Genomic DNA, 23,271 nt, shown 5'->3' with positions numbered 1-23,271 from the left:
GGTTGCGCTGATCGCGCCGATCGCGATGGACGAGGGGCTCCGCTTCGCCATCCGCGAGGGCGGACGCACCGTCGGCGCCGGCGTGGTGACGAAGATCGTTCAGTGAGACTGGCGTAAGACACGCGAGAAGGAAGGCCGCGCGCGAGCGCCCCGGGCCGGGGCGCTCCTCCACGCGGAAAGAGGATGGACAACCAGAATATCCGCATCCGCCTGAAGGCGTATGATCACCGCGTGCTGGACAACAGCACGCGGGAGATCGTCAACACCGCGAAGAGGACGGGTGCGCAGGTGCGGGGCCCGATCCCCCTGCCGACGCGGATCGAGCGGTTCACGGTCAACCGCTCGCCGCATGTCGACAAGAAGTCGCGCGAGCAGTTCGAGATCCGCACCCATCGTCGGCTGCTCGACATCGTCGACCCGACGCCGCAGACGGTCGATGCGCTGATGAAGCTCGACCTCGCCGCCGGCGTCGACGTCGAGATCAAGCTCTGAGGGCGGGGCGATGCGCACGGGTGTGATCGCACGCAAGCTGGGCATGACCCGGCTGTTCACCGAGGACGGGACGCATGTTCCCGTCACGGTGCTGGTGATGGATGACGTGCGGGTGGTCGCGCACCGCACGGCGGAGAAGGACGGCTACACCGCCGTCCAGCTCGGCATCGGGCGTGCCAAGCCGAAGAATGTCGGCAAGGCCGAGCGCGGGCACTTCGCCAAGGCGAAGGTCGAGCCGAAGGCGAAGGTGGTGGAGTTCCGCGCCGCGGCGGACGCGCTTCCCGAGATCGGCGCGACGCTGAGCGCCGAGCACTTCGTCAAGGGCCAGAAGGTCGACGTGACCGGCACGACGAAGGGCAAGGGGTTCGCGGGCGCGATGAAGCGCTGGAATTTCCGCGGCCTCGAGGCGACGCACGGCGTGTCGGTCAGCCACCGTTCGCACGGCTCGACCGGCAACCGACAGGATCCGGGCAAGACCTTCAAGAACAAGAAGATGGCCGGCCATCTCGGCGTCGAGCAGGTCACCACGCAGAATCTCGAGGTTGCCGGAATCGATGCCGAGCGGAACCTCCTGATGCTGAAGGGCGCGGTTCCGGGCGCGAAGGGGGCCTACGTTCTGGTGCGCGACGCCGTGAAGGCCGCGCGCCCGGCCGAGGCGCCGTTCCCCGCGGCAACGAAGGCGGGAGCCTGAGATGCCTGAGAACGAGAACGCGACGATGAAGCAGGACGTGATCACGCTCGCCAACCAGAAGGCCGGCGAGATCAACCTTCCCGAGGCGCTGTTCGGTGCCGCGCCGCGCGCCGACATCATGGCGCGCGTGGTGCACTGGCAACTCGCCAAGCGCCGTGCCGGCACCCACAAGGTGAAGGGCATGGGCGAGGTCTCCGGCACCACCAAGAAGCCCTACAAGCAGAAGGGCACCGGCCGGGCCCGCCAGGGCTCGCTGCGCTCTCCGCAGTTCCGCACCGGCGGCGTGGTGCATGGCCCGGTCGTTCGTGACCATGGCTACGACCTGCCGAAGAAGGTGCGCCGGCTCGGGTTGATCTCTGCGCTGTCGCAGAAGAAGGCCGAGGGCAAGCTCGTGGTGCTCGAGGCGGCAGCCAGCGAGGACGGCAAGACGGCAGCGCTGAAGAAGCAGGTTGCCGCGCTCGGCTGGTCCTCTGCGCTGGTGATCGACGGCGCGGAGGTCGATGCGCGGTTCCTGCGCGCGGCACGGAACATCCCCGGCCTCGACGTCCTGCCGACGATCGGCGCCAACGTGTACGACATCCTGCGCCACGACGTGCTCGCGGTGACGCGGGCGGCGCTCGAGACGCTGGCCGCACGGCTCGGTGTTGAGGAGAAGCGGGCATGAGTGCGCAGTCGCAGCAGCGCGCGGCGGGGCGGCTCGCCCCGATCTCGCGCGAGAGGATGTATGAGATCATCCGCAGCCCGGTGATCACCGAGAAGGCGACCGCGATGTCGGCCGCCAACCAGGTGGTGTTCCGCGTGCCGGTCGGCGCGTCCAAGCCCGAGATCAAGCAGGCCGTCGAGGGCCTGTTCGGGGTGAAGGTCGCCGCCGTGAACACGCTGGTCGCCAAGGGCAAGACGAAGCGGTTCAAGGGCCGTCCCGGCCAGCGTTCGGACGTGAAGAAGGCGATGGTGCGGCTCGCACCCGGCTTCTCCATCGACCTGACGACCGGCCTGGCCTGAGGCAGGAGCGGGAACGATGGCGCTCAAGACATTCAAGCCGGTCACGCCGAGCCTTCGCGGCACGGTGCTGGTCGATCGCTCCGAGCTCTGGAAGGGCAAGCCCGTGAAGGGCCTGACCGTCGGCAAGTCGAGCTCGGGCGGACGCAACAACCACGGCCGCACGACGGTGCGGTTCCGCGGCGGCGGCCACAAGCAGAGCTACCGGGTCGTCGACTTCAAGCGGCGCAAGTTCGACGTCGCGGCGACCGTCGAGCGGCTCGAGTATGATCCGAACCGCACGGCCTGGATCGCGCTGCTGAAGTACGCCGATGGCGAGCTCGCCTACATCCTCGCGCCGCAGCGGCTTCGCGCCGGCGACACGGTGGTGTCGGGTCAGCGCGCGGACATCAAGCCGGGCAACGCGATGCCGATGGCGGCGATCCCGGTGGGCACGATCATCCACAACATCGAGATGAAGCCCGGCGCGGGCGGCAAGCTCGCACGCGCGGCCGGCACCTATGCCCAGCTCGTCGGCAAGGATGCCGGCTACGCCCAGATCAAGCTGTCCTCGGGCGAGCTTCGCGTGGTGCGCGGCGAATGCATGGCGACGGTCGGTGCGGTGTCGAACCCGGACAACAGCAACGTCCAGATCGGCAAGGCCGGCCGCCAGCGCTGGCTCGGCCGCCGCCCGCACAACCGCGGCGTCGCGATGAACCCGATCGACCACCCGCACGGCGGCGGCGAGGGCCGCACCTCGGGCGGCCGCCACCCGGTCACGCCGTGGGGCAAGCCGACCAAGGGCGCCAAGACGCGTCACAACAAGCAGACCGACCGGCTCATCATCCGCCGGCGCAACGCGACGAAGGGCTGAGCACGCCATGACCCGCAGCGTCTGGAAGGGGCCGTTCGTTGACGGCTACCTCCTCACCAAGGCCGAGGCCGCACGTGGCTCCGGCCGCAACGAGATCATCAAGACGTGGTCTCGCCGCTCGACGATCCTGCCGCAGTTCGTCGGCCTGACCTTCGGCGTCTACAATGGGCACAAGTTCATCCCGGTGCAGGTGAACGAGAACATGGTCGGCCACAAGCTTGGCGAGTTCGCGCCGACGCGCACGTTCACGTCGCACGCGGCCGACAAGAAGGCGAAGCGGGGCTGAGATGGGCAAGCAGGCACACCCGCGCAGGCTCCCCGACACCGAGGCGCAGGCGATCGCACGCAACATCCGCGTCAGCCCGCGCAAGCTGAACCTGGTCGCGGAGATGATCCGCGGTCTTCCGGCAGCGCAGGCGCGCGCGGCGCTCACCTTCTCGAAGCGTCGCATCGCCAAGCAGGTGCGCAAGGTGCTCGACAGCGCGATCGCCAATGCCGAGAACAACCACAGCCTCGACGTGGACCGTCTCGTCGTGCGCGAGGCGACGGTCGGGCGCAGCGTGGTCATGAAGCGTTTCCAAGCGCGTGGTCGCGGGCGTGCGGCCCGTGTCGAGAAGTGGTTCAGCCACATCACCATCGTCGTGCGTGAACGGCCGCAAGGCGCAGAGCAGGGGGCCCGCTGAGATGGGGCAGAAGGTCAATCCCATCGGGATGCGGCTTGGCGTCAACCGCACCTGGGACAGCCGCTGGTTCGCGGACAAGAGCTACGCAGCGCTGCTGCATGAGGACCTCAAGCTGCGCAAGGTGCTGCGCGAGAAGCTCAGCCAAGCCGGCGTGGCGCGCGTCGTCGTCGAGCGTCCCGCCAAGAAGGCGCGCGTGACGATCTATGCCGCGCGGCCTGGCGTGATCATCGGCAAGAAGGGCCAGGACATCGAGAAGCTGCGCAGCGAGCTGGCGAAGCTGACCGGATCCGAGGTCCACCTCAACATCGTCGAGATTCGCAAGCCGGAGATCGAGGCGGTGCTGGTGGCCGAGAACATCGCCCAGCAGCTCGAGCGGCGCGTGAGCTTCCGCCGCGCCATGAAGCGTGCCGTTCAGTCGGCCATGCGGCTTGGCGCGCAGGGCATCCGCATCAACTGCGCAGGGCGCCTCGGCGGGGCTGAGATCGCGCGTGTCGAGTGGTATCGCGAGGGCCGGGTGCCGCTGCACACGCTGCGGGCCGACATCGATTTCGGCACGGCCACGGCGAAGACGACCTACGGCACCTGTGGCGTGAAGGTGTGGGTGTTCAAGGGCGAGATCATGGCCCACGACCCGTTGGCCGTGGACAAGCGCGCGGCCGAGCAGGCGCCGCAGCGCTGATCAGGTGAAGGGAAGGGGGAGGCCGGCAACGGCCTCCCGGAGCGAGAGACATGCTGCAGCCGAAGAAGACGAAGTGGCGCAAGGCCCACAAGGGCCGGATCCACGGCGAGGCCAAGGGCGGGACACAGCTGAACTTCGGCAGCTACGGGCTGAAGGCGCTGGAGCCTGAGCGCATCACCGCGCGTCAGATCGAGGCCGCCCGCCGCGCGCTGACCCGCCAGATGAAGCGCCAGGGCCGCGTGTGGATCCGGATCTTCCCGGACGTGCCGGTGTCGAAGAAGCCGGCCGAGGTGCGCATGGGCTCGGGCAAGGGCAGCCCGGAGTTCTGGGTGGCGCGGGTGAAGCCGGGCCGGATCATGTTCGAGCTCGACGGCGTGTCGGGCGAGATCGCGCGCGAGGCGCTGGCGCTCGCGGCGGCGAAGCTGCCGATCCGCACCAAGGTCGTCGCCCGCATCGGGCTGGAGGCGTAAGCGATGACGAAGGCTTCCGATCTTCGGGCCAAGTCGCCCGACGAGCTGAAGGACATGCTGCTCGGTCTCCGGAAGGAGCAGTTCAACCTGCGCTTCCAGAGGGCGACGGGCCAGCTCGAGAGCACGAACCGCATCCGTGCGGTGCGGCGCGACATCGCGCGGATCAAGACGCTGCTCGGCGCTGAGAAGCGCGCGGGCGGCAAGTCCGCCGGCGGCGCTGCCGCCGCGGGCGCCTGACTGAAGGGGACGGGGCAAGATGCCGAAGCGCGTTCTGACCGGCCGCGTGATCAGCGACAAGATGGACAAGACCGTGACGGTGCTTGTCGAGCGTCGCGTCATGCATCCGATCTACAAGAAGTTCATCCGGCGCTCGAAGATGTACGCCGCGCATGACGAGGCGAACCTCTGCAAGGAGGGCGACGTGGTGCGCATCGAGGAGTGCCGCCCGATCTCCAAGCGGAAGACCTGGCAGGTGATCGAGCGCAACGGCGCGGGTGTCGCACCCGCGATCGGCGCGGCGCCGGCCGAGCAATCGCCAGCGCAGCCTGGGGCCTGAGGAGCATCCGATGATCCAGGTCGAATCCAATCTCGAGGTTGCCGACAACTCCGGTGCGCGCCGCGTTCAGTGCATCAAGGTGCTCGGCGGCTCGAAGCGACGCACGGCTTCGGTCGGCGACGTCATCGTCGTCTCCGTCAAGGAGGCGATCCCCCGCGGCAAGGTGAAGAAGGGCGACGTGCACCATGCGGTGATCGTCCGCACCGCCTTTCCCGTGCGCCGCGGCGACGGCTCGGCGATCCGCTTCGACCGCAATGCGGCGGTGCTGATCAACAAGCAGCAGGAGCCCATCGGCACGCGCATCTTCGGGCCGGTGGTGCGCGAGCTGCGCGGAAAGAAGTTCATGAAGATCATCAGCCTCGCACCGGAGGTGCTCTGAGCCATGGCCGCCAAGATCAGGAAGGGCGACCGGGTCGAGGTGATCTCGGGCGCCGACAAGGGCAAGCGCGGCGAGGTGCTGCGCGTGATCCCGACCGAGAACCGCGCGGTGGTGCAGGGCGTTGCCATCGCCAAGCGGCATCAGAAGCCGAAGGGAATGGGCAGCCCCGGCGGGATCATCGAGAAGGAGGCGGCGGTGAACCTGTCGAACCTCATGCTCGTCGACCCGAAGTCGGACAAGCCGACGCGTGTCGGCTTCAAGGTTCTCGAGGACGGCAAGAAGGTCCGTGTGGCCCGCGCGTCGGGTGAGGTGATCGATGCCTGAGGAACGGATGGCTGAGGAAGCGAAGGCGAAGCCGCGCCTGCAGGAGCACTACGAGAGCGTGGTGCGTCCCGCGCTGACGGAGGAGTTCGGCTACGAGAACCGCTTCGCGGTTCCGAAGCTCGAGAAGATCGTCATCAACATGGGCGTCGGCGAGGCCGCGGCCGATCAGAAGAAGCTCGACGCCGCCGTCGCGGAGCTGACGCTTCTCTCCGGCCAGAAGCCGGTGAAGACGAAGGCCAAGAAGGCGATCGCGGGCTTCAAGATCCGCGAGGGCATGCCGATCGGCGCGAAGGTGACGCTGCGCAAGGCGAGGATGTACGAGTTCCTCGACCGCCTGGTCACGATCGCTCTGCCGCGCGTGCGCGACTTCCGCGGCATCTCGGGCAAGGGCTTCGACGGCCGTGGCAACTTCGCCATGGGGCTGAAGGAGCAGATCGTGTTCCCCGAGATCAACTACGACAAGGTCGACAAGGTGCGGGGCATGGACATCGTCATCTGCACCTCGGCCAAGACCGACAAGGAAGCGAAGGCCCTGCTGAAGGCCTTCTCGGTTCCTTTCACGAACTGAACACGGAAAACCGCCGGCGCGTGCCGGCAGGTTCTGGAGGATGTGCTGAATGGCCAAGACGTCTGCAGTCGAGAGGAACCGCAAGCGGGAGCGCATGGCCAAGCGCGACCAGGGCAAGCGGTCCGTTCTCAAGGCGGTTGTGAAGCAGAAGGACGCTTCTCCCGAGGAGCGTTTCGCCGCGATGCTGAAGCTTGCCGAGATGCCGCGCAACGGCGCCGCCGTGCGCGTGCGGCTCCGCTGCGAGCTCACCGGCCGGTCGCGGGGCAATTATCGTAAGTTCAAGCTGTGCCGCATCGCGCTGCGCGAGCTCGCCTCTGCCGGGCAGATCCCCGGCATGGTGAAGGCAAGCTGGTAGAACTGCGGGACAGGAACAGCGACGATGGCGATTTCCGATCCGCTTGGTGACATGATCACCCGTATCCGCAACGCGCAGCGCAGCCGCCGCAGCGTCGTGCGTGCGCCGGCGAGCAAGCTGCACGCCAATGTCTGCGACGTGCTGAAGCGCGAGGGCTTCATCCGCCACTGGAAGGTGGTGGACATCCGCACCGGCGTGCGCGAGCTCGAGATCGAGCTCAAGTATTCCGAGGGCGAGCCGGTGATCAAGGAGATCACCCGCGTCTCGACGCCGGGGCGCCGCGTGTACTCGAAGATCAAGGAGCTGCCGCGCGTCTACAACGGCCTCGGCATCTCCATCCTGTCCACCCCGCGCGGGGTGATGAGCGAGGCCGAGGCCCGCGCCGCCAATGTCGGCGGCGAGGTCCTGTGCCGCGTGTTCTGATCGCGCGGGAGGAGCAAAGTCGATGTCGCGTGTAGGCAAGTATCCTGTCGAGCTTCCCGCCGGCGTGTCGGTGGCCGTGGTCAACGGCGTACTGACGGCGAAGGGCAAGCTCGGCGAGCTGAAGCTGCCGCTGTCGGAGGAGGTCAGCGCCTCCGTCGAAGGCAACAAGGTCGTGCTCGCGCCGAAGACCGGCGAGCGCCGCGCCCGTACTCTCTGGGGCACGACGCGGAGCCTCGTCGCTGGCATGGTTAAGGGCGTCAGCCAGGGCTATGCGAAGTCGCTCGAGATCAACGGCACGGGGTTCCGCGCCGCGGTGCAGGGCAAGGAGCTGGTGCTGAACCTCGGCTTCAGCCACGAGGTGCGCTATCCGGTTCCCGCGGGCATCAAGATCACCTGCGAGAAGCCCACCTCGATCAAGGTCGAGGGCATCGACAAGCAGCGCGTCGGCCAGGTGGCCGCCGAGATCCGCGGCTTCCGCGGCCCCGAGCCCTACAAGGGCAAGGGCGTCAAGTACGAGACGGAAACGATCCTCCGGAAGGAGGGGAAGAAGAAGTAGCCATGGCGACGAAGCTCGATCTCAAGGACCGGCGCAAGGAGCGTCTGCGCTTCCAGCTCCGGCAGAAGGGCGGTGGGCGGCCGCGGCTGTCCGTGTTCCGTTCCTCCAAGCACATCTACGCCCAGGTCATCGACGATGCGGAGGGCCGTACGCTGGCCGCCGCCTCGTCGCGGGACCCCTCGCTCGCCGAGGCGCTGAAGACGGGCGCCGACAAGGCGGCCGCCTCGGCGGTCGGCAAGCTGGTGGCCGAGCGGGCGAAGGCGGCAGGCGTTTCCGCGGTCGTGTTCGACCGGGGCGCCTATCTCTATCACGGCCGCGTCAAGGCGCTGGCTGATGCCGCCCGTGAGGGCGGCCTGGACTTCTGAGCGCGCGGCGCGAAGGGCAGGGCACGATGGCACGTGAACCGAGGGAAGGCGGCCGCGGCCGCGAGCGCGGCGGCGAGCGCGACCGCGATGGCGACGAGCTCGTCGACAAGCTGGTCGCGATCAACCGCGTCGCGAAGGTGGTGAAGGGTGGTCGTCGCTTCGCCTTCGCCGCCCTCGTGGTGGTCGGTGACAAGAAGGGACGCGTCGGCCTCGGCGCCGGCAAGGCGCGCGAGGTGCCGGAGGCGATCCGCAAGGCGACCGACCAGGCCAAGCGCACGATGATCCGCGTGCCGATGCGCGAGGGGCGGACGCTGCACCACGACGTGGTCGGGCATTTCGGTGCCGGGCGCGTGGTCCTGCGCGCGGCTCCGGCTGGTACCGGCATCATCGCCGGTGGCCCGATGCGCGCCGTGTTCGAGACGATGGGCATGGGCGACGTCGTGGCGAAGAGCCTCGGCACCAACAATGCCCACAACGTGGTGAAGGCGACCTTCGCCGGCCTGAAGGCGATGAGCTCGCCGCGCGCCGTCGCGGCACGTCGAGGCAAGAAGGTCAGCGATCTCCTCGGCCGCCGCGATGCGCCGGCAGAGGTCAAGGAGGCTGCAGATGCCTGAGGTGGGCAAGCGCGTCCGCGTGACGCAGGTGAAGTCCGGCATCAACCGGCTCGAGGACCAGAAGCAGACGCTGATCGGGCTTGGGCTGAACAAGCTCAACCGCACGCGTGAGCTCGAGGACACCCCGGCGGTGCGCGGAATGATCCGCAAGGTGGCGCATCTCGTGAAGGTCGAAGAGGTCGCGGGCTGAGGCCTGCGGCCAGGCGCTTCCGCCCGTGAGGGCGGAGGGCAGGAGAGAGACGATGAAGCTCAACGAACTGCGCGACAACGAAGGCGCGCGGAAGAAGTTCCGGAAGGTGGGCCGCGGCATCGGCAGCGGCAAGGGCAAGACCTCCGGCCGCGGCGTGAAGGGCCAGAAGGCGCGCACGGGCGTGGCGCTGAACGGGTTCGAGGGCGGCCAGCTGCCGATCTATCGCCGCCTGCCGAAGCGTGGCTTCAACCCGCTGAACCGCAAGATCTACTCGCCGCTGAACCTCGCCCGCCTCGAGGCGGCGATCGAGGCCGGCAGGCTCGACGTCTCGCAGCCGATCGACGAGGCGGCGCTGCGCGCGGCCGGCCTCGTGCGCAAGGGCAAGGTTGCGGGCGTGCGCCTGCTCGGCGTCGGCTCGATCACCAAGGCGGTGAAGATCTCAGTTTCCGGCGCCTCGGCCGCGGCGATCGCCGCGATCGAGCAGGCTGGCGGATCGGTCACGGTGCCACAGGCCGCCGAGCCGGCGGAAGGCTGAACGGACGGCGCGGCGCACCGGCATGGGCGCCTGCTGCGCCCGCTTGATTGTTCCGGCCCTGCCATTGCAGGGTCTCACCGCCGCGCACCCTCGCGGCGGCATAGCGCTCAGATAGGCGGAAGGACCCCATGGCCTCGGCCGCGGAACAGCTTGCAGCGAACCTGAATTTCGGCGTCTTCGCCAAGGCGACGGAGCTCAAGAAGCGGCTCTGGTTCACCCTCGGCGCGCTCATCGTCTATCGCATCGGCACCTACATTCCCGTCCCGGGCATCGATGCCGGGGTGATGGCCGAGCTCGTCCGAAGCCATGGCGGCGGCATCCTCGGCATGTTCGACATGTTCACGGGCGGCGCGCTCGGGCGCATGACCGTGTTCGCCCTGAACATCATGCCGTACATCTCCGCCAGCATCATCATGCAGCTGATGTCGGCCGCCTCGCCCACGCTCGAGGCCCTGAAGAAGGAGGGCGAGGCCGGGCGGAAGAAGATCAACCAGTATACGCGCTACCTCACCGTGGTGATCGCCACGGTCCAGGCCTACGGCATCGCGGTCGGTCTCGAGAGCGTGCGCGGCAGCCTCGGCCCCGCGGTGATGGATCCGGGGCTGTTCTTCCGCTTCTCCGCCGTCGTCACCCTCGTCGGCGGCACGATGTTCCTGATGTGGCTCGGCGAGCAGGTGACGGCGCGCGGCGTCGGCAACGGCATCTCGCTGATCATCTTCGCGGGCATCGTCGCCAACCTCCCCTCCGCGCTCGCCGGAACGCTCGAGCTCGGGCGGACGGGCGCTATCAGCACCTTCGTGATCCTGTTCCTGCTGGTGATGGCGGTGGCCGTCATCGCCGCGGTTGTGTTCATCGAGCGGGCGCAGCGGCGCATCGTGGTGCAGTACCCCAAGCGCCAGGTCGGCAACCGCATGTTCGGCGGCGACTCGACGCACCTGCCGCTGAAGCTGAACACCGCCGGCGTGATCCCGCCGATCTTCGCCTCGTCGCTCCTGCTCCTGCCCGTGACCATCGCCGGCTTCTCTGCCGATGGCGGGCCGGAGTGGCTGCAGCCGATCACGGCGGCTCTGGCGCACGGCCAGCCGCTGTACATGATCCTCTATGCGGCGATGATCATCTTCTTCGCCTACTTCTACACGGCCGTCGTGTTCAACCCGAACGAAACGGCCGACAACCTCAAGAAGTACGGCGGCTTCATCCCCGGCATCCGGCCGGGCCAGAACACGGCGGAGTATTTCGACTACGTGCTGACGCGGCTGACGACCGTCGGCGCCCTCTACCTGGTCGTGATCTGCCTCCTGCCGGAGTTCCTGATCGCCCGCTACGGCGTGCCCTTCTACTTCGGCGGCACCTCCCTCCTGATCATCGTGACCGTGACGATGGACACGGTCGCGCAGGTGCAGAGCCACCTGCTCGCGCACCAGTACGAGGGCCTGATCAAGAAAGCCAAGCTGAGGGGTACGCGGCGGTGAACCTCATCCTGCTCGGGCCCCCGGGGGCCGGAAAGGGTACGCAGGCCAAGCGTCTCCAGGACGAGCACGGCCTCGCCCAGATCTCCACTGGCGACATGCTGCGCGCGGAGGTCGCTTCCGGCAGCCCGATCGGGCGCGAGGCGAAGGCGATCATGGAAGCGGGCCAGCTCGTGCCCGACGCGATGATCACCGCGATGCTGGCGAACCGGCTGCAGGCGGCCGACTGCGCCAACGGCTTCATCCTCGACGGCTTCCCCCGCACCGTGCCGCAGGCAGAGGCGCTCGACACCATGCTCGGCTCGCTCGGGCTCGAGCTCGACGCGGTGATCGAGCTGAAGGTCGACGACGCGGCGCTGGTCGAGCGCATCGCCGGGCGGTTCACCTGCAAGAGCTGCGGTGCGGGCTATCACGACCAGTTCAGGAAGCCGAAGGTCGAGGGCGTGTGCGATGCCTGCGGCGGAACCGAGTTCGTCCGCCGAAGCGACGACAGGCGTGAGACCGTCTCCGCACGGCTCGACGCCTATCACCGCCAGACCGCGCCGCTCCTGCCCTACTACGCGGCGAAGGGGCGGCTGAAGACGGTCGACGGCATGGCCGACATGGACAGCGTGAGCCGCTCGATCGCGGCGGTCCTGAATGGGAAGGGCTGAGCCTGGGTGGAATGTCTCCGGCGCGGGGGTTGCTCCCGCTCCGGCGTGGTTGACAGGGCCGGGACCGTCGCTATAGTCCCGCGCCTTCGGTGGCCCCCCTCGGGGAGGCCGCCGTTTGCGCTTGCTTTTCCGGCAGCGCCTGGGCCTCGGCCCAGGAACGGGCCGGGGTGGTTGGAGGGTTCGCCCGATCGGGCGGACCGATTGGCTGTTTGGCCGGTGCGGCATCGGTGCCGCCTTGGCCGCTGAGCATGGAGTGACCCGTCGTGGCGCGTATCGCCGGTGTGAACATCCCCACGAACAAGCGCGTGGTCATCTCGCTCCGCTACATCTACGGCATCGGGCCGAAGAAGGCGGAGGAGATCTGCGAGGCGCTGTCGATCCCCGACGATCGCCGCGTCAACCAGCTGACCGACGAGGAAATCCTCCGCATCCGCGAGCTGATCGACCGCACCTACAAGGTGGAGGGCGACCTGCGCCGCGAAGTGGCGATGAACATCAAGCGGCTGATGGATCTCGGCTGCTACAGGGGCCTGCGCCACCGCAAGGGCCTGCCCGTCCGCGGCCAGCGTACCCACACCAACGCCCGCACCCGCAAGGGCAAGGCGGTGCCCATCGCCGGCAAGAAGAAGGTCACGAAGTAGCGCTTCCGCGCCGCTGACCGAACACCTCGACCCGAAGGACCGAACCGACCATGGCCAAGCCCGCTGCGCGCCCGAAGAAGAAGGAGCGCAAGAACATCACCTCCGGCGTGGCGCACGTGAACGCGTCGTTCAACAACACGATGATCACGATCACCGATGCCCAGGGCAACGCGATCTCGTGGTCGTCGGCCGGCATGATGGGCTTCAAGGGCAGCCGGAAGTCGACGCCCTATGCCGCGCAGATGGCGGCCGAGGATGCAGGCAAGAAGGCCCGCGAGCACGGCATGGAGGTTCTCGAGGTCGAGGTCAGCGGGCCCGGTTCCGGCCGCGAGAGCGCGCTGCGTGCGCTCCAGTCGGTGGGCTTCAACATCACCGCGATCAAAGACGTGACGCCGATCCCGCACAACGGCTGCCGCCCGCGCAAGCGCCGGCGCGTCTGAGACGAGACAGCGCGGCCGGCCCCACGTGGCCGGCCGGCGTGCCGGCGTGCGGGTCCGCGCCGGCGCGGCACCGGCAGGGGGGCGAGGCGCCTCCCTCCCCGGAATGGACCCCTGGAACGTAGGGCGAAAGGCCAACCCGTGATCCAGAAGAACTGGCAGTCATTGATCCGCCCCTCGAAGCTCGAAGTCGAGAGCGGGCACGATCCCAGCCGCGTCGCCACCGTGGTGGCGGAGCCGCTCGAGCGCGGCTTCGGCATGACGCTCGGCAACGCGCTGCGCCGCATCCTGCTCTCCTCGCTGCAGGGCGCCGCCGTCACCGCCGTGCAGATCGACGGCGTGCTGCACGAATTCAGCTCCATCCCCGGCGTCCGCGAGGACGTCACCGACATCGTGCTGAACATCAAGCAGCTCGCGCTTCGCATGCACGGCGACGGCCCCCGCCGCATGTCGCTGACGGCGACCGGCCCGGGCGAGGTGACGGCGGGGCAGATCTCGACCGGCCACGACATCGAGATCCTGAACCCGGACCTCGTGCTCTGCACGCTCGACGACGGCGTGAAGCTCGGCATGGAGTTCACGGTGCAGTCGGGCAAGGGCTACGTGCCGGCGGCCGAGAACCGGCCCGAGGATGCGCCGATCGGGCTCATCCCGGTCGATGCGATCTACTCGCCGGTGCGCCGCGTCGCCTACCGCGTCGAGCCGACCCGCGTCGGGCAGGTCACGAACTATGACCGCCTGCTGCTGACGGTCGAGACAGACGGAACCGTCGGGCCCGAGGATGCGGTCGCCCTCGCCGCGCGCATCCTGCAGGACCAGCTGCAGCTCTTCATCAACTTCGAGGAGCCGCGCCAGGTCAGCGCCGAGGACCGCAAGGACGACCTGCCGTTCAACCGCAACCTGCTGCGCAAGGTCGACGAGCTCGAGCTCTCCGTCCGCTCGGCGAACTGTCTGAAGAACGACAACATCGTCTACATCGGCGACCTCGTTCAGAAGACCGAGCAGGAAATGCTGCGCACCCCGAATTTCGGGCGCAAGTCGCTGAACGAGATCAAGGAAGTGCTCGGCTCGATGGGGCTTGGCCTGGGGATGACGATTCCCGGCTGGCCCCCCGAGAACATCGAGGACCTCGCCAAGAAACTCGAAGAGCCGTACTGAGCGGCTCGCGATCGGATCGAAGAGAGAAGGTAACGCGTCATGCGCCACCGTATGGGCAACAAGAAGCTCGGTGTCACAAGCACCCATCGCCTGGCGATGTTCCGCAACCTCGCGGTGGCGTTGATCAAGCACGAGCAGATCACTACGACGCTGCCCAAGGCGAAGGCGCTCCGCCCCGTGGCGGAGAAGCTGATCACGCTCGGCAAGCGTGGCGGCCTGCACGCCCGGCGCCAGGCCTATGCGCAGCTGCGCGACGACGTGATCGTGGCCAAGCTCTTCGGCACGCTTGCCGACCGCTACAAGGCCCGGCCCGGCGGCTACACCCGCGTCCTGAAGGCCGGGTACCGCTATGGCGACATGGCGGCGATGGCGGTGATCGAGCTGATCGAGCGTGACCGCGACGCCAAGGGCATCGATAGCGGCCCGACGCCCGAGGTCGCCGCCGAGGCAGAGGGCGAGCAGCCCCAGGCTTGAGCGGGCGCAGCCCGCATCGACTGAGCGGGGCGGCCTTCACGGCCGCCCCTTTTCATTCCGCCACCCCATGCAGCACCACGCGTCCCGCATCGTCGGCCTCTATCGCCGCCACGGCCTCGCGTGGGAGACGCTGCGCCGCGAGGGCTTCGTCGAGCGTGCCTGGATCGAGAGGTTCCTTGGCGCGCTTCCGAGGAACCCCGAGGGCGCGCGCATCCTCGACATCGGCTGCGGCGGGGCCGTGCCGATCGCGCGGCACCTGGCCAAGGCGGGCTGTCGCATCACCGGCATCGACACGGCACCCGCGCTGCTCGCGCTGGCTCGGCTGCGCCTGCCGCAGCACCACTGGCTCAGGCGCGACATGCGACGCCTCGCGCTCGGCGAGCGATTCGACGGCATCCTCGCCTGGGACAGCCTGTTCCATCTCAGCGTCGCGGATCAGCGGCGGATGATCCCGAGGCTCCGCCGCCACGCCGCGCCGGGCGCGGTGTTGCTGTTCTCCTCCGGCCCGCGCCACGGTGAGGCGATCGGCCAGTTCGCGGGCGAGCCGATGTTCCACGCGAGCCTCGCGCCGCCCGCCTATCGGCGGCTTCTCGCAGCGAACCGGTTCCGCGTGCTCGCCCACGTCGCTGAGGACCCGGGCTGCGGTGGCCACACGGTATGGCTCGTCCGTGCGGAAGGGCACTCGCCAACCCGGGCCGCAGCGCCTATCTCGACCTGATGCACGGCATGGCGCTGCCTGACCCCGTTTCCGCGCGCGACCGGCTCCGCCAGGGGCTGACGGTCGCCGCCGCGCTCGCCCAGGCGACGCTCCCTTCGCTGCCAGCGATTTTCGGCTGGGGCGTCCAGATCGGCGAGCGCGCCAACGCCGAGGGGCCGATCCCCGTTACCCCCGCGGGCTATGCCTTCTCGATCTGGGGACCCATCTTCGCCTGGTGCATCGCTTACGCGGTGTGGCAGGCGCTGCCGAAGAACGCCGACGATGCGCTCGCACGCCGCGCCGGCTGGCCATTCGCCGGGGCGATGGCCGGCAACGCGCTCTGGGCCGCGATCTACCAGGCCGGCGCCCCGACCTGGCTCACCGCCATCGTGCTTGCCGCCAATGCCGCGCTCGCCATCGCGGCGCTCGCGCGCGTGTCGGACTATCCGCTGCCGCTCCGGCGTGACCGTGCGTGGCTCTTCGCCGCCCCGCTCGGGCTTCTCGCCGGGTGGGTGTCGGTCGCGGCCTTCGTGAACATCGCGACCGCCTTGCGCGCGGCCGGCGCCGACGCGCTGTCCGACCCGGCCTCCGCGCTCTCTGCCGGCATGGTCGCGGCGGCGACCGCGACGGCGCTTGCCGTGATCGCCCGCCTCGGGCCATTCGCGACCTATCCGCTCGCCGTCATATGGGCGCTCGTCGCGGTGCTTGCCCGCAACGGCGGCAACGCGACGGGGCTCACCGCCGCCGTTGCCGCCCTGCTCGTCGCCGCGCTCGCCGTGCGGTCGTTCCGGCGGAGCTAGAGCAGATCGCATCCGGCTGGAACCAGCCGGATGCGTGAAGATGCTCGCAAGGACTGGAGAGAGGCGTTTCCACCCGAGTGGAAACGGCTAGTTCGCCTGGATTCCGGCTTCGCGCACGAGGCGGGCCATCGTCCCGCGGCCCTCGCGCAGGAAGCGGCCGAACACCTCCGGGTCTGTCCCAACGGGAACGGCGCCGAGCTGGGCCAGGCGCTCGCGCACCGGCTGCTCCTTCAGCACCTCCGCCACCGCCCCGTACATGCGCTGCACGATCGGCGCAGGCGTTCCCGAGGGCGCGACGAGGCCCACCCATTCGCTCATGTCGAAGCCCGGGAAGCCGCTCTCGTTCAGCGTCGGCACCGCAGGCCAGTTGGCGAGCCGCTCCGTCACCGTCACCGCGAGCATCCGCGCCCGGCCCGACTGCACGATCGGCCCGGCGGAAAGTGCGGTGATCAGCACGCCATCGACCGTGCCTGCCGCGAGGTCGCGCGCCGCATCGGCCCCGCCGCGGTAGGGCACGTGGGTGAGTTTGATTCCCGCCTGGCTCTGGAACAGCTCGAGCGCGAGGTGGCCGGCGGTCGCGTTGCCCTGCGTGCCGAAGCTGAGCTCGCCCGGCCGCGCCTTCGCCGCCTCGATCAGCTCGGCGAGGCTGCGCGCGGGGAAGGCATCCTTCACCGCGATCACCTGCGGGAAGGACGCGACCTGCGACACGGGGACGAAGCTCGCATAGTCGAAGGGCAGGTTGCGCAGCAGGCTCGGGTTGACGATGTGCGAGGAGGCATCGAACAGCCACGTGTAGCCGTCGGCCGCGGCCTGGGCGACGGCGGCCGCGCCGATCGAGCCGCCCGCGCCGGTGCGGTTCTCCACCACGATGGTCTGCCCGAGGATTTCCGACACGCGCGGAAACACCGTTCTTGCCGCGCTGTCGGCAGCGCCGCCGGCCGCGAAGGGAACGACGAGGCGGATCGAGCGTGCAGGCCAGGTCTGGGCGGAGGCCGTCGCGACGAACGGCATGGCGAGCGCGGCGCCGAGCAAGCCCCTGCGGTGGATAGTCATCGGTCTCTCCCTCTTGGTCCCGGGTGTCAGTCGACGGTGATCCTGGCGTCGGCGACGAGCTTCTCCATGCGCTCGCGCAGCGTCGTCACGTAGGTCGCGAACTCGGCTCGGGAAGAGCCGACGGCCATGGCGCCGAGGCTGTCGAGCCGCGCGCGCACGGGCGCCTGCGCCAGCGCATGCATCGCTGCGGCGTGGATGCGCTCGAGCACCGGCTCGGGCGTGCCGGCGGGCGCGTAGAGGCCGTTCCACTCGTTCAGCTCGTAGCCGGGGAAGCCACTCTCCGCGATCGTCGGCACGTCGGGAAGCGAGGCGATGCGCTCGCGCGTCGTCACCCCCAGCGCGCGGATACGACCCGCCTGGGCGAGCGCGAGCGAGGACGAGACGGTTCCCATGTGCATGTCGATGTTGCCGGCCACGAGGTCCTGCACCGCAGGGCCGCCGCCGCGATAGGGCACGTGCACGAGGCTGATGCCGGCCCGTTGCGCGAACAGCGCCGCGGCGAGATGCGAGGAGGTGGCGTTGCCCGATGAGCCATAGGTGAGGCTGTCGGGCCGCGCCTTGGCGAGCGCGACGAGCTCGGCGATGTCCTTCGCCGGAAGTGCCGCCTTCACGAGAAGGATCTGCGGCAGCACCGTGACCTGGCTGATCGGCGCGAAGGCGCGGGCATAGTCGAAGGCGAGGCCCTTCAGCACGAACGGGTTCACGACATGCGCGCCCGCGTCGAGCAGCAGGGTGTAGCCGTCAGGCGCGGCGCGGGCGACCTCTGCCGCGCCGATCGAGCCGCCCGCCCCGCCGCGGTTCTCGACGATGACGGGCTGGCCGAGCATCGCGCTCATCGGCTCGGAGAGAAGCCGTGCGGTGGTGTCCGCCCCGCCGCCCGGCGGGTACGGAACGACCATGCGGATCGGCCGCGCAGGCCAGGCCTGCGCGCGGGCGGCGAGGGCGGGAAGCACGACAAGCGCGGCGGCGGCGGCGCGCCGGGTCAGGCGGGTCATGGCGTTCCTCCGGACTTTGCGCAAGCTTACGCGGAACGACCCGGAGGCGCACAAGGCCGCGATGCTGTTCGACGCGCACTTGCACATCTTCGAGCCTGTCTTCCCGCTTCCCGGGAACCAGGGCTTCGTGCCCGAGCCGTTCACGGCGGAGCAGTACCGCGTGCGCACGGCCTCGCTCGGCGTCGTCGGCGGCGCGGTGGTGGCCGCCTCGACGCAGGGGACCGACCCTGCGCCGCTGCTCGCCGCCGCCCGCGTGCTCGGGCCGCGCTTCGTCGTGGTGGCCGAGGCGCATCCGGGGCAGGGGGAGGAGGACTTCGCCGCGCTTGCCGCCGCAGGCGTGCGGGGCATCCGGTTCAACCTCTTCCGCGGCGGCGCATTCGGCCTGCCCGCCATGCTGGCCCATGCGCGGCGTGCGGCGGGGTTCGGGCTGCATGCCGAGCTCTATGCCGATGCCGCCACGCTCGGAGCCCATGTGGATGCTCTCGCGGCGCTTCCCGCGGGGCTTGCGCTCGATCATCTCGGCATGACCGAGGCCGGGCTGCCGGCGACGGTCGAGCTCGCGCGTGCCGGCGTGAAGGTGAAGGCGACGGGGTTCGGCCGCGTGTCGCTCGATGTCGCCCATGCGCTGGGGCGACTCGCCGATGCCGCGCCGGGCGCACTGATGGCCGCGACCGACCTGCCGTCGACACGCGCGCAGCGGCCCTTCGAGGAGGCCGATCTCGCGCTGATCGCGCGCATCCTTGGCCCCGACCGTGCCCGCGCCGCCTTCCATGACAATGCAGCCGCCTTCTACCGCGTCTGACGCCGCAACGCTGCCCGGGCTATGCTGCGCCGCATGGCGAAGGACGACACAGCGGCCGATCTCTTCGGCGAGGCCGCTCCCGAAACCCCAAGGCGCGACGACGGACGGCGCCCGCTCGCCGACCGCTTGCGCCCGCGCTCCCTCTCCGAGGTGGTGGGGCAGGATCATCTCGTCGGCTCCGACGGCGCGATCACGCGGATGCTCGCCCAGGGCTCGCTGTCCTCGATCATCCTCTGGGGCCCCCCGGGGGTCGGCAAGACCACGATCGCGCGGCTTCTTGCCGAAGCCGCCGGGCTCGCCTTCGTCTCGCTCTCGGCGGTGTTCTCGGGCGTTGCCGATCTTCGGCGGGCGTTCGACGAGGCACGGAAGCGCCTAGCCGCCGGCCAGGCGACACTCCTCTTCGTGGACGAGATCCATCGCTTCAACCGCGCCCAGCAGGACGGGTTCCTTCCCTATGTCGAGGACGGAACGGTCGTGCTGGTGGGTGCGACCACCGAGAACCCCTCCTTCGAGCTGAACGGCGCGCTTCTGTCGCGCTGCCGCGTCCTCGTCCTGAAGCGGCTCGACGAGGCGGCGCTCGAGGCGCTTCTCGCGCGTGCCGAGGCGCATGCCGGGCGGGCGCTTCCCGTGCTGCCCGAGGCGCGATCCGTCCTTGCCGCGATGGCCGATGGCGACGGGCGCTACCTGCTCAATCTCGCCGAGCAGCTCCTCGCCCTGCCGCGCGAGACCGAAACGCTCGACCCGGCCGGGCTCGCGCGCGTGCTCGAGCGCCGCGCCGCGCTCTACGACAAGGACCGCGAGGAGCACTACAACCTCATCTCCGCGCTGCACAAGTCGATGCGCGGGTCGGACCCGGACGCGGCGCTCTACTGGCTCGCGCGCATGCTCGCAGGGGGCGAGGACCCGCTCTACATCATTCGCCGGGTGGTACGTTTCGCGTCCGAGGATGTCGGGCTGGCCGACCCCGGCGCGCTGCTCACCGCCGTCGCCGCCTGGGACACCTATGAGCGCCTCGGCTCTCCCGAAGGCGAACTCGCGATCGCGCAGGCGGTGGTGCATCTCGCCACCGCGCCGAAATCGAACGCGCTCTACAAGGCGCTGGGCGCGGCGATGAGGAGCGCGCGCGACACCGGCAGCCTGATGCCGCCCAAGCACATCCTGAACGCGCCGACGAAGCTGATGGGTTCGCTCGGCTATGGCGCGGGCTACGCCTATGACCATGACACCGACGAAGGCTTCTCGGGGCAGGACTACTTCCCCGAGGAGATGGACCGGCAGCGCTTCTACAATCCGACGAACCGTGGCCGCGAGGCCGCGATCGCCGAGCGGCTCGCGGAATGGAACAGGCTGAGGAAGGGTCGGCGGGCGTGAACCCGCTCTCTCCTCTCGTGCTCGGCGCCGTCGCGTCGGGCGGGGCGGCGGGTGCCGTGTGCCGCTACCTCGTCGCGCTCGGCACCGTCGGGCTCGGGCTCGCCTATCCCTGGGGAACGCTCGCGGTCAACGTCGCGGGAAGCCTCGCGATCGGGCTGCTCGCGGAACTGTTCTCGCGCGAACTGATCCCGCCATTCTGGCGGCCGCTTCTCGTCACAGGCTTCCTCGGTGGGTTCACCACCTTCTCCGCCTTCTCGCTCGATGCCGTGATGCTCTGGCGCGCCGAACCATGGCACGCCGCCGTTTACGTCGCGGCATCGGTACTGCTGTCCATCGCCGCCTGCGTCGGTGGCATTCTTCTCGCGCGGGGGCTCGCATGAGCGGCGTCACGACACGGACGGTGACCGACGACGAGGCCGAGATCAGGCTCGACCGCTGGTTCCGCCGCCACTACCCGAACCTCGCCCACGGCGCGCTCGCCAAGCTCCTGCGCACCGGCCAGGTGCGGGTGGACGGCAAGCGCGCGGAGGCCGGCACGCGCCTCGCACCGGGACAGGCGGTGCGCGTGCCGCCTCTCGGCGAGCTTGGTTCCACGCCGAAGCCGAGGCACGAGGTTGAGATCGACCCGCATCTGGTGAAGGACCTGCACGCGCTCGTCCTCTACCGCGACGACCACGTGATCGTGATCGACAAGCCCTTCGGGCTGCCGGTGCAGGGCGGGCCCGGAATCACGAAGAGCCTCGATGCCCTTCTCGATGCGTATCGTTTCGGTTCCGACGAACGCCCCCGCCTCGTGCACCGACTCGACCGCGACACGACCGGCGTGCTGCTTCTCGCCCGCACGCCTGGCGCGGCGAGCCGGCTGGCGTCGGCGTTCCGCTCGCGCGCCGCGGTCAAGACCTACTGGGCGGTGGTGGTCGGCCGCCCGCACCCGCTCGAGGGCCGGATCGATGCGGCGCTCGCCAAGCGCGCGGGCCTGCGCGGCGAGCGCGTGACGGTGGCAGAGGAGAGCGACCAGGATGCCGCGCACGCGATCACCGATTTCCGCACGGTGGAGTTCGCGGGGAAGAAGGCCGCGTGGCTCGAGCTGCAGCCGCTGACGGGGCGGACGCACCAGCTTCGCGTCCACTGCGCGGCGATCGGCTGCCCGATCCTCGGCGATGCCAAGTATGCCGGCGGCGCGGCGATGATGGAGGGGCTGCCCGAGCAGCTTCACCTCCACGCGCGCGGCATCACGATCCCGCATCCCGCGGGGGGCACGCTCGCTGTCGAGGCGAAGCTTCCGCCCCATATGAAGGAAAGCTTCGACGCGCTCGGCTTCACCGCGCCGAAGCCCCGCAAGCCCGCGCGGAGCAGACCGGCGTGACGGACCGAGCCGCCACGCGCTAATCTGCGCGTCGACGAGGGAGAGAACGCATGCGCCTTCGCACCGTGCTCATCGCAGCCGGCGTGGTCGTTGCGCTGCCGGTCATCGGCATCGGCATATTCGCAGCGACATTCGACGCCAACGCCTACAAGCCGCGAATCGCCCAGGCCGTGAAGGACGGGACGGGGCGGGAGCTCGCGCTGAACGGGCCGATCGGGCTCAAGCTCGGGCTCACGCCTGCGCTGCGGGTCGAGGACGTCACCTTCGCCAACGCGCCATGGGGCAGCCGGCCGGACATGGCCCGGTTCGAGGCGCTCGAGGTCGAGGTCGCGGTGTTTCCCTTGATCTCGGGCAATGTCGAGATCAACCGCGTCGTCCTCATCCGCCCCAACATCCTTCTCGAGACCGACGCGCAGGGCCGCGGCAACTGGGAGGTGGCGGCGCCGCAGGCGGCGGCACAGCCGGCGCCACAGCCAGGCGCGCCCGCCCCGGCGCAGCCCCAGGCGCAGCCGCAGCAAGCCGGACGCGAGATCGGCATCCGCAACCTCGCCATCAGCGACGGGCGCGTCACCTACCGCGACGGCCGCACGGGCGCGACGACGACGCTCGCCGTGCCGCGCCTCGCGCTTGCCGCGGACAGCCGCACGAGCCCGCTCTCGGTCGACCTCGAGGCTGCGCTGAACGACAACCCGTTCACGCTGTCGGGCAGCGTCGGGCCGCTCGCGCGGCTGCTCGGCGACGCCAGCACGGCACCCTGGCCGGTCGACCTGACGCTCGCCGCCGCCGGCGCGCGCGCCACCATCAAGGGCACCGTGACCGAGCCGAAGACCGGCCGCGGCTATGACGTCGCCGTGCAGGCGACGGTGCCCGACCTCGCGCGGCTGCAGCCGTTCCTGCCGGATGTCGAGCTACCGCCCGTGCGGAACCTCGAGCTCGCCGTGCAGGCTGCCGATCGCGGCGGCACGATCCCCGAGGTGCGTCAGCTTTCGCTCAGGCTCGGCGAGAGCGACCTCAACGCCATCATGCCCGGGCTCCGCGTCACCCGGGCAGAGATCGCCGCGCCCGATACGCGCAGCCCCGTGCGACTTTCCGGTGCGGGCAGCCTGAACGGCGCGCCCGTCGGTGGCGAAGGCACGATCGGGCCGCTCGGGGCGTTCCTGCCGGGCGCGGCGGCGGCGCCCTGGCCGGTCGATCTCCGCCTCACCGCGATGAATGCGGAGGTGACGGCGAAGGGAAGCATCGCGCGCCCGCGCACGCCCGAGGGCATCGACATCGCGATCGCCGCGCGGGTGCCTGACCTCGCCGCCCTGTCGCCTCTCGCGGGCGGCGCCGCGCTGCCGGCGATCAAGGACGTGACGTTCTCGGCCCAGGCGCGTGACCGGCCTGGCGGCTCGGGCGGCGCCTTGCGCGACATCGCGCTGAAGCTCGGGCCCTCCGACCTCGCCGGCAATGCCGAGCTCGAGATCGGCGCCCGGCCGAAGCTGACCGCCGACCTGCGATCCAGCAGGTTCGACCTCGACCAGCTGATGGGTGCCATGGGCGGCGGCAGCGCGCCCGCAGGCACTGCGCCGGCGGCCGGCGCCACGCCCCCTGCACCCGCCCCTGCGCCGGCGGGGCAGGCGC

At 69.8% G+C, this 23,271-nt stretch carries 37 protein-coding genes; 35 read left to right on the top strand and 2 right to left on the bottom strand.

The window, feature by feature from the left end:
- The 30 genes from FIF60_RS19285 to FIF60_RS19140 form a co-directional block, all read left to right on the top strand.
- The coding region (locus FIF60_RS19285; protein ID WP_204251258.1) for an EF-Tu C-terminal domain-related protein at positions 1–106 on the top strand (106 nt) is incomplete at its 5' end.
- A gap of 77 nt (positions 107–183) precedes the next feature.
- A complete protein-coding gene (rpsJ, locus tag FIF60_RS19280) occupies positions 184–492 on the top strand; it encodes a 30S ribosomal protein S10 (RefSeq protein WP_144299919.1) in 309 nt (102 codons plus the stop codon).
- 10 nt (positions 493–502) lie between these two features.
- A complete protein-coding gene (gene rplC / locus FIF60_RS19275) occupies positions 503–1,183 on the top strand; it encodes a 50S ribosomal protein L3 (RefSeq protein ID WP_144299918.1) in 681 nt (226 codons plus the stop codon).
- 25 nt (positions 1,184–1,208) lie between these two features.
- Positions 1,209–1,847: a 50S ribosomal protein L4 gene (rplD, locus tag FIF60_RS19270; RefSeq protein ID WP_144299922.1), complete on the top strand. Its 639-nt coding sequence runs from the start codon at positions 1,209–1,211 to the stop codon at positions 1,845–1,847.
- A gap of 41 nt (positions 1,848–1,888) precedes the next feature.
- A complete protein-coding gene (locus tag FIF60_RS19265) occupies positions 1,889–2,185 on the top strand; it encodes a 50S ribosomal protein L23 (protein ID WP_456305160.1) in 297 nt (98 codons plus the stop codon).
- Between the two features lie 16 nt (positions 2,186–2,201).
- Positions 2,202–3,035, top strand: a complete 834-nt coding sequence (gene rplB, locus FIF60_RS19260) for a 50S ribosomal protein L2 (protein ID WP_144299916.1) — start codon at positions 2,202–2,204, stop codon at positions 3,033–3,035.
- A gap of 7 nt (positions 3,036–3,042) precedes the next feature.
- Positions 3,043–3,321 (top strand): 30S ribosomal protein S19, encoded by a 279-nt coding sequence (gene rpsS, locus FIF60_RS19255; RefSeq protein ID WP_144299915.1) that lies wholly within the window; start codon positions 3,043–3,045, stop codon positions 3,319–3,321.
- 1 nt (position 3,322) lies between these two features.
- Complete coding sequence (gene rplV / locus FIF60_RS19250) at positions 3,323–3,718, top strand: 50S ribosomal protein L22 (RefSeq protein WP_144299914.1); 396 nt, start codon at positions 3,323–3,325, stop codon at positions 3,716–3,718.
- Between the two features lies 1 nt (position 3,719).
- Positions 3,720–4,397: a 30S ribosomal protein S3 gene (rpsC, locus tag FIF60_RS19245; RefSeq protein WP_144299913.1), complete on the top strand. Its 678-nt coding sequence runs from the start codon at positions 3,720–3,722 to the stop codon at positions 4,395–4,397.
- 50 nt (positions 4,398–4,447) lie between these two features.
- Complete coding sequence (rplP, locus tag FIF60_RS19240) at positions 4,448–4,867, top strand: 50S ribosomal protein L16 (protein ID WP_144299912.1); 420 nt, start codon at positions 4,448–4,450, stop codon at positions 4,865–4,867.
- Between the two features lie 3 nt (positions 4,868–4,870).
- On the top strand, positions 4,871–5,104 hold the full coding sequence (gene rpmC / locus FIF60_RS19235; RefSeq protein ID WP_144299911.1) for a 50S ribosomal protein L29: 234 nt from the start codon (positions 4,871–4,873) through the stop codon (positions 5,102–5,104).
- A gap of 19 nt (positions 5,105–5,123) precedes the next feature.
- Positions 5,124–5,423, top strand: coding sequence for a 30S ribosomal protein S17 (rpsQ, locus tag FIF60_RS19230; RefSeq protein ID WP_144299910.1), 300 nt, complete (start codon positions 5,124–5,126; stop codon positions 5,421–5,423).
- Positions 5,424–5,433: 10 nt separating this feature from the next.
- Positions 5,434–5,802, top strand: a complete 369-nt coding sequence (gene rplN, locus FIF60_RS19225) for a 50S ribosomal protein L14 (protein WP_144299909.1) — start codon at positions 5,434–5,436, stop codon at positions 5,800–5,802.
- A 3-nt stretch (positions 5,803–5,805) separates the two neighbouring features.
- Positions 5,806–6,126 carry a 50S ribosomal protein L24 gene (rplX, locus tag FIF60_RS19220; RefSeq protein WP_144299908.1) on the top strand — a complete coding sequence of 107 codons (321 nt, stop codon included), beginning with the start codon at positions 5,806–5,808 and terminating at the stop codon, positions 6,124–6,126.
- 7 nt (positions 6,127–6,133) lie between these two features.
- A complete protein-coding gene (rplE, locus tag FIF60_RS19215; protein ID WP_144299921.1) occupies positions 6,134–6,694 on the top strand; it encodes a 50S ribosomal protein L5 in 561 nt (186 codons plus the stop codon).
- A gap of 49 nt (positions 6,695–6,743) precedes the next feature.
- Positions 6,744–7,049, top strand: a complete 306-nt coding sequence (rpsN, locus tag FIF60_RS19210) for a 30S ribosomal protein S14 (RefSeq protein WP_144299907.1) — start codon at positions 6,744–6,746, stop codon at positions 7,047–7,049.
- Between the two features lie 24 nt (positions 7,050–7,073).
- Complete coding sequence (gene rpsH / locus FIF60_RS19205; RefSeq protein WP_144299906.1) at positions 7,074–7,472, top strand: 30S ribosomal protein S8; 399 nt, start codon at positions 7,074–7,076, stop codon at positions 7,470–7,472.
- 22 nt (positions 7,473–7,494) lie between these two features.
- The gene (gene rplF, locus FIF60_RS19200; protein WP_144299905.1) at positions 7,495–8,028 is read left to right on the top strand and encodes a 50S ribosomal protein L6; all 534 of its coding nucleotides are present in this window, start codon (positions 7,495–7,497) and stop codon (positions 8,026–8,028) included.
- Positions 8,029–8,030: 2 nt separating this feature from the next.
- Positions 8,031–8,393, top strand: a complete 363-nt coding sequence (rplR, locus tag FIF60_RS19195; RefSeq protein ID WP_144299904.1) for a 50S ribosomal protein L18 — start codon at positions 8,031–8,033, stop codon at positions 8,391–8,393.
- Between the two features lie 26 nt (positions 8,394–8,419).
- On the top strand, positions 8,420–9,007 hold the full coding sequence (gene rpsE / locus FIF60_RS19190; RefSeq protein ID WP_144299903.1) for a 30S ribosomal protein S5: 588 nt from the start codon (positions 8,420–8,422) through the stop codon (positions 9,005–9,007).
- Complete coding sequence (gene rpmD / locus FIF60_RS19185; RefSeq protein WP_204251257.1) at positions 9,000–9,197, top strand: 50S ribosomal protein L30; 198 nt, start codon at positions 9,000–9,002, stop codon at positions 9,195–9,197. Before rpsE ends, rpmD begins: the two co-directional genes overlap by 8 nt.
- 52 nt (positions 9,198–9,249) lie before the next feature.
- Positions 9,250–9,732, top strand: a complete 483-nt coding sequence (rplO, locus tag FIF60_RS19180; protein ID WP_144299901.1) for a 50S ribosomal protein L15 — start codon at positions 9,250–9,252, stop codon at positions 9,730–9,732.
- A 128-nt stretch (positions 9,733–9,860) separates the two neighbouring features.
- Positions 9,861–11,204, top strand: a complete 1,344-nt coding sequence (secY, locus tag FIF60_RS19175) for a preprotein translocase subunit SecY (RefSeq protein ID WP_144299900.1) — start codon at positions 9,861–9,863, stop codon at positions 11,202–11,204.
- Positions 11,201–11,854, top strand: coding sequence for an adenylate kinase (locus FIF60_RS19170; RefSeq protein ID WP_144299899.1), 654 nt, complete (start codon positions 11,201–11,203; stop codon positions 11,852–11,854). The genes secY and FIF60_RS19170 overlap by 4 nt, the downstream gene beginning before the upstream one ends.
- A 263-nt stretch (positions 11,855–12,117) precedes the next feature.
- Positions 12,118–12,495 carry a 30S ribosomal protein S13 gene (rpsM, locus tag FIF60_RS19165; RefSeq protein WP_144299898.1) on the top strand — a complete coding sequence of 126 codons (378 nt, stop codon included), beginning with the start codon at positions 12,118–12,120 and terminating at the stop codon, positions 12,493–12,495.
- A 50-nt stretch (positions 12,496–12,545) separates the two neighbouring features.
- Entirely contained in the window at positions 12,546–12,935 is a 390-nt protein-coding gene (gene rpsK, locus FIF60_RS19160; protein WP_144299897.1) for a 30S ribosomal protein S11, read from the top strand.
- A gap of 138 nt (positions 12,936–13,073) precedes the next feature.
- On the top strand, positions 13,074–14,090 hold the full coding sequence (locus FIF60_RS19155) for a DNA-directed RNA polymerase subunit alpha (RefSeq protein WP_144299896.1): 1,017 nt from the start codon (positions 13,074–13,076) through the stop codon (positions 14,088–14,090).
- A 39-nt stretch (positions 14,091–14,129) separates the two neighbouring features.
- The gene (rplQ, locus tag FIF60_RS19150) at positions 14,130–14,564 is read left to right on the top strand and encodes a 50S ribosomal protein L17 (protein WP_144299895.1); all 435 of its coding nucleotides are present in this window, start codon (positions 14,130–14,132) and stop codon (positions 14,562–14,564) included.
- A gap of 67 nt (positions 14,565–14,631) precedes the next feature.
- Entirely contained in the window at positions 14,632–15,282 is a 651-nt protein-coding gene (locus FIF60_RS19145) for a class I SAM-dependent DNA methyltransferase (protein WP_144299894.1), read from the top strand.
- Positions 15,222–16,061, top strand: a complete 840-nt coding sequence (locus tag FIF60_RS19140) for a hypothetical protein (RefSeq protein WP_158639310.1) — start codon at positions 15,222–15,224, stop codon at positions 16,059–16,061. Before FIF60_RS19145 ends, FIF60_RS19140 begins: the two co-directional genes overlap by 61 nt.
- A gap of 87 nt (positions 16,062–16,148) precedes the next feature.
- Here FIF60_RS19140 and FIF60_RS19135 read toward each other — a convergent pair whose 3' ends face one another.
- Complete coding sequence (locus FIF60_RS19135; protein ID WP_144299892.1) at positions 16,149–17,114, bottom strand: Bug family tripartite tricarboxylate transporter substrate binding protein; 966 nt, start codon at positions 17,112–17,114, stop codon at positions 16,149–16,151.
- A gap of 26 nt (positions 17,115–17,140) precedes the next feature.
- Positions 17,141–18,109: a tripartite tricarboxylate transporter substrate binding protein gene (locus FIF60_RS19130; RefSeq protein WP_144299891.1), complete on the bottom strand. Its 969-nt coding sequence runs from the start codon at positions 18,107–18,109 to the stop codon at positions 17,141–17,143.
- Between FIF60_RS19130 and FIF60_RS19125 the strand changes: the two genes are divergently transcribed.
- From FIF60_RS19125 to FIF60_RS19105, 5 genes are all read left to right on the top strand, one after another.
- Positions 18,108–18,911: an amidohydrolase family protein gene (locus tag FIF60_RS19125; protein WP_239451721.1), complete on the top strand. Its 804-nt coding sequence runs from the start codon at positions 18,108–18,110 to the stop codon at positions 18,909–18,911. The genes FIF60_RS19130 and FIF60_RS19125 overlap by 2 nt on opposite strands.
- Positions 18,912–18,944: 33 nt before the next feature.
- On the top strand, positions 18,945–20,282 hold the full coding sequence (locus FIF60_RS19120; protein WP_239451720.1) for a replication-associated recombination protein A: 1,338 nt from the start codon (positions 18,945–18,947) through the stop codon (positions 20,280–20,282).
- Entirely contained in the window at positions 20,279–20,662 is a 384-nt protein-coding gene (gene crcB / locus FIF60_RS19115) for a fluoride efflux transporter CrcB (RefSeq protein ID WP_239451719.1), read from the top strand. Before FIF60_RS19120 ends, crcB begins: the two co-directional genes overlap by 4 nt.
- A complete protein-coding gene (locus FIF60_RS19110; RefSeq protein ID WP_144299888.1) occupies positions 20,659–21,648 on the top strand; it encodes an RluA family pseudouridine synthase in 990 nt (329 codons plus the stop codon). The genes crcB and FIF60_RS19110 overlap by 4 nt, the downstream gene beginning before the upstream one ends.
- Before the next feature lie 50 nt (positions 21,649–21,698).
- Positions 21,699–23,271, top strand: a 1,573-nt coding sequence (locus FIF60_RS19105) for an AsmA family protein (protein ID WP_144299887.1), incomplete at its 3' end; no start/stop codon positions are given.

It is taken from the genome of Elioraea rosea (assembly GCF_007644105.1).
Taxonomy (GTDB): Bacteria; Pseudomonadota; Alphaproteobacteria; order Acetobacterales; family Acetobacteraceae; genus Elioraea_A; species Elioraea_A rosea.
The sequence above is the reverse complement of the archived record's forward strand: the minus strand, read 5'-3'. Positions and strand labels throughout refer to the sequence as shown.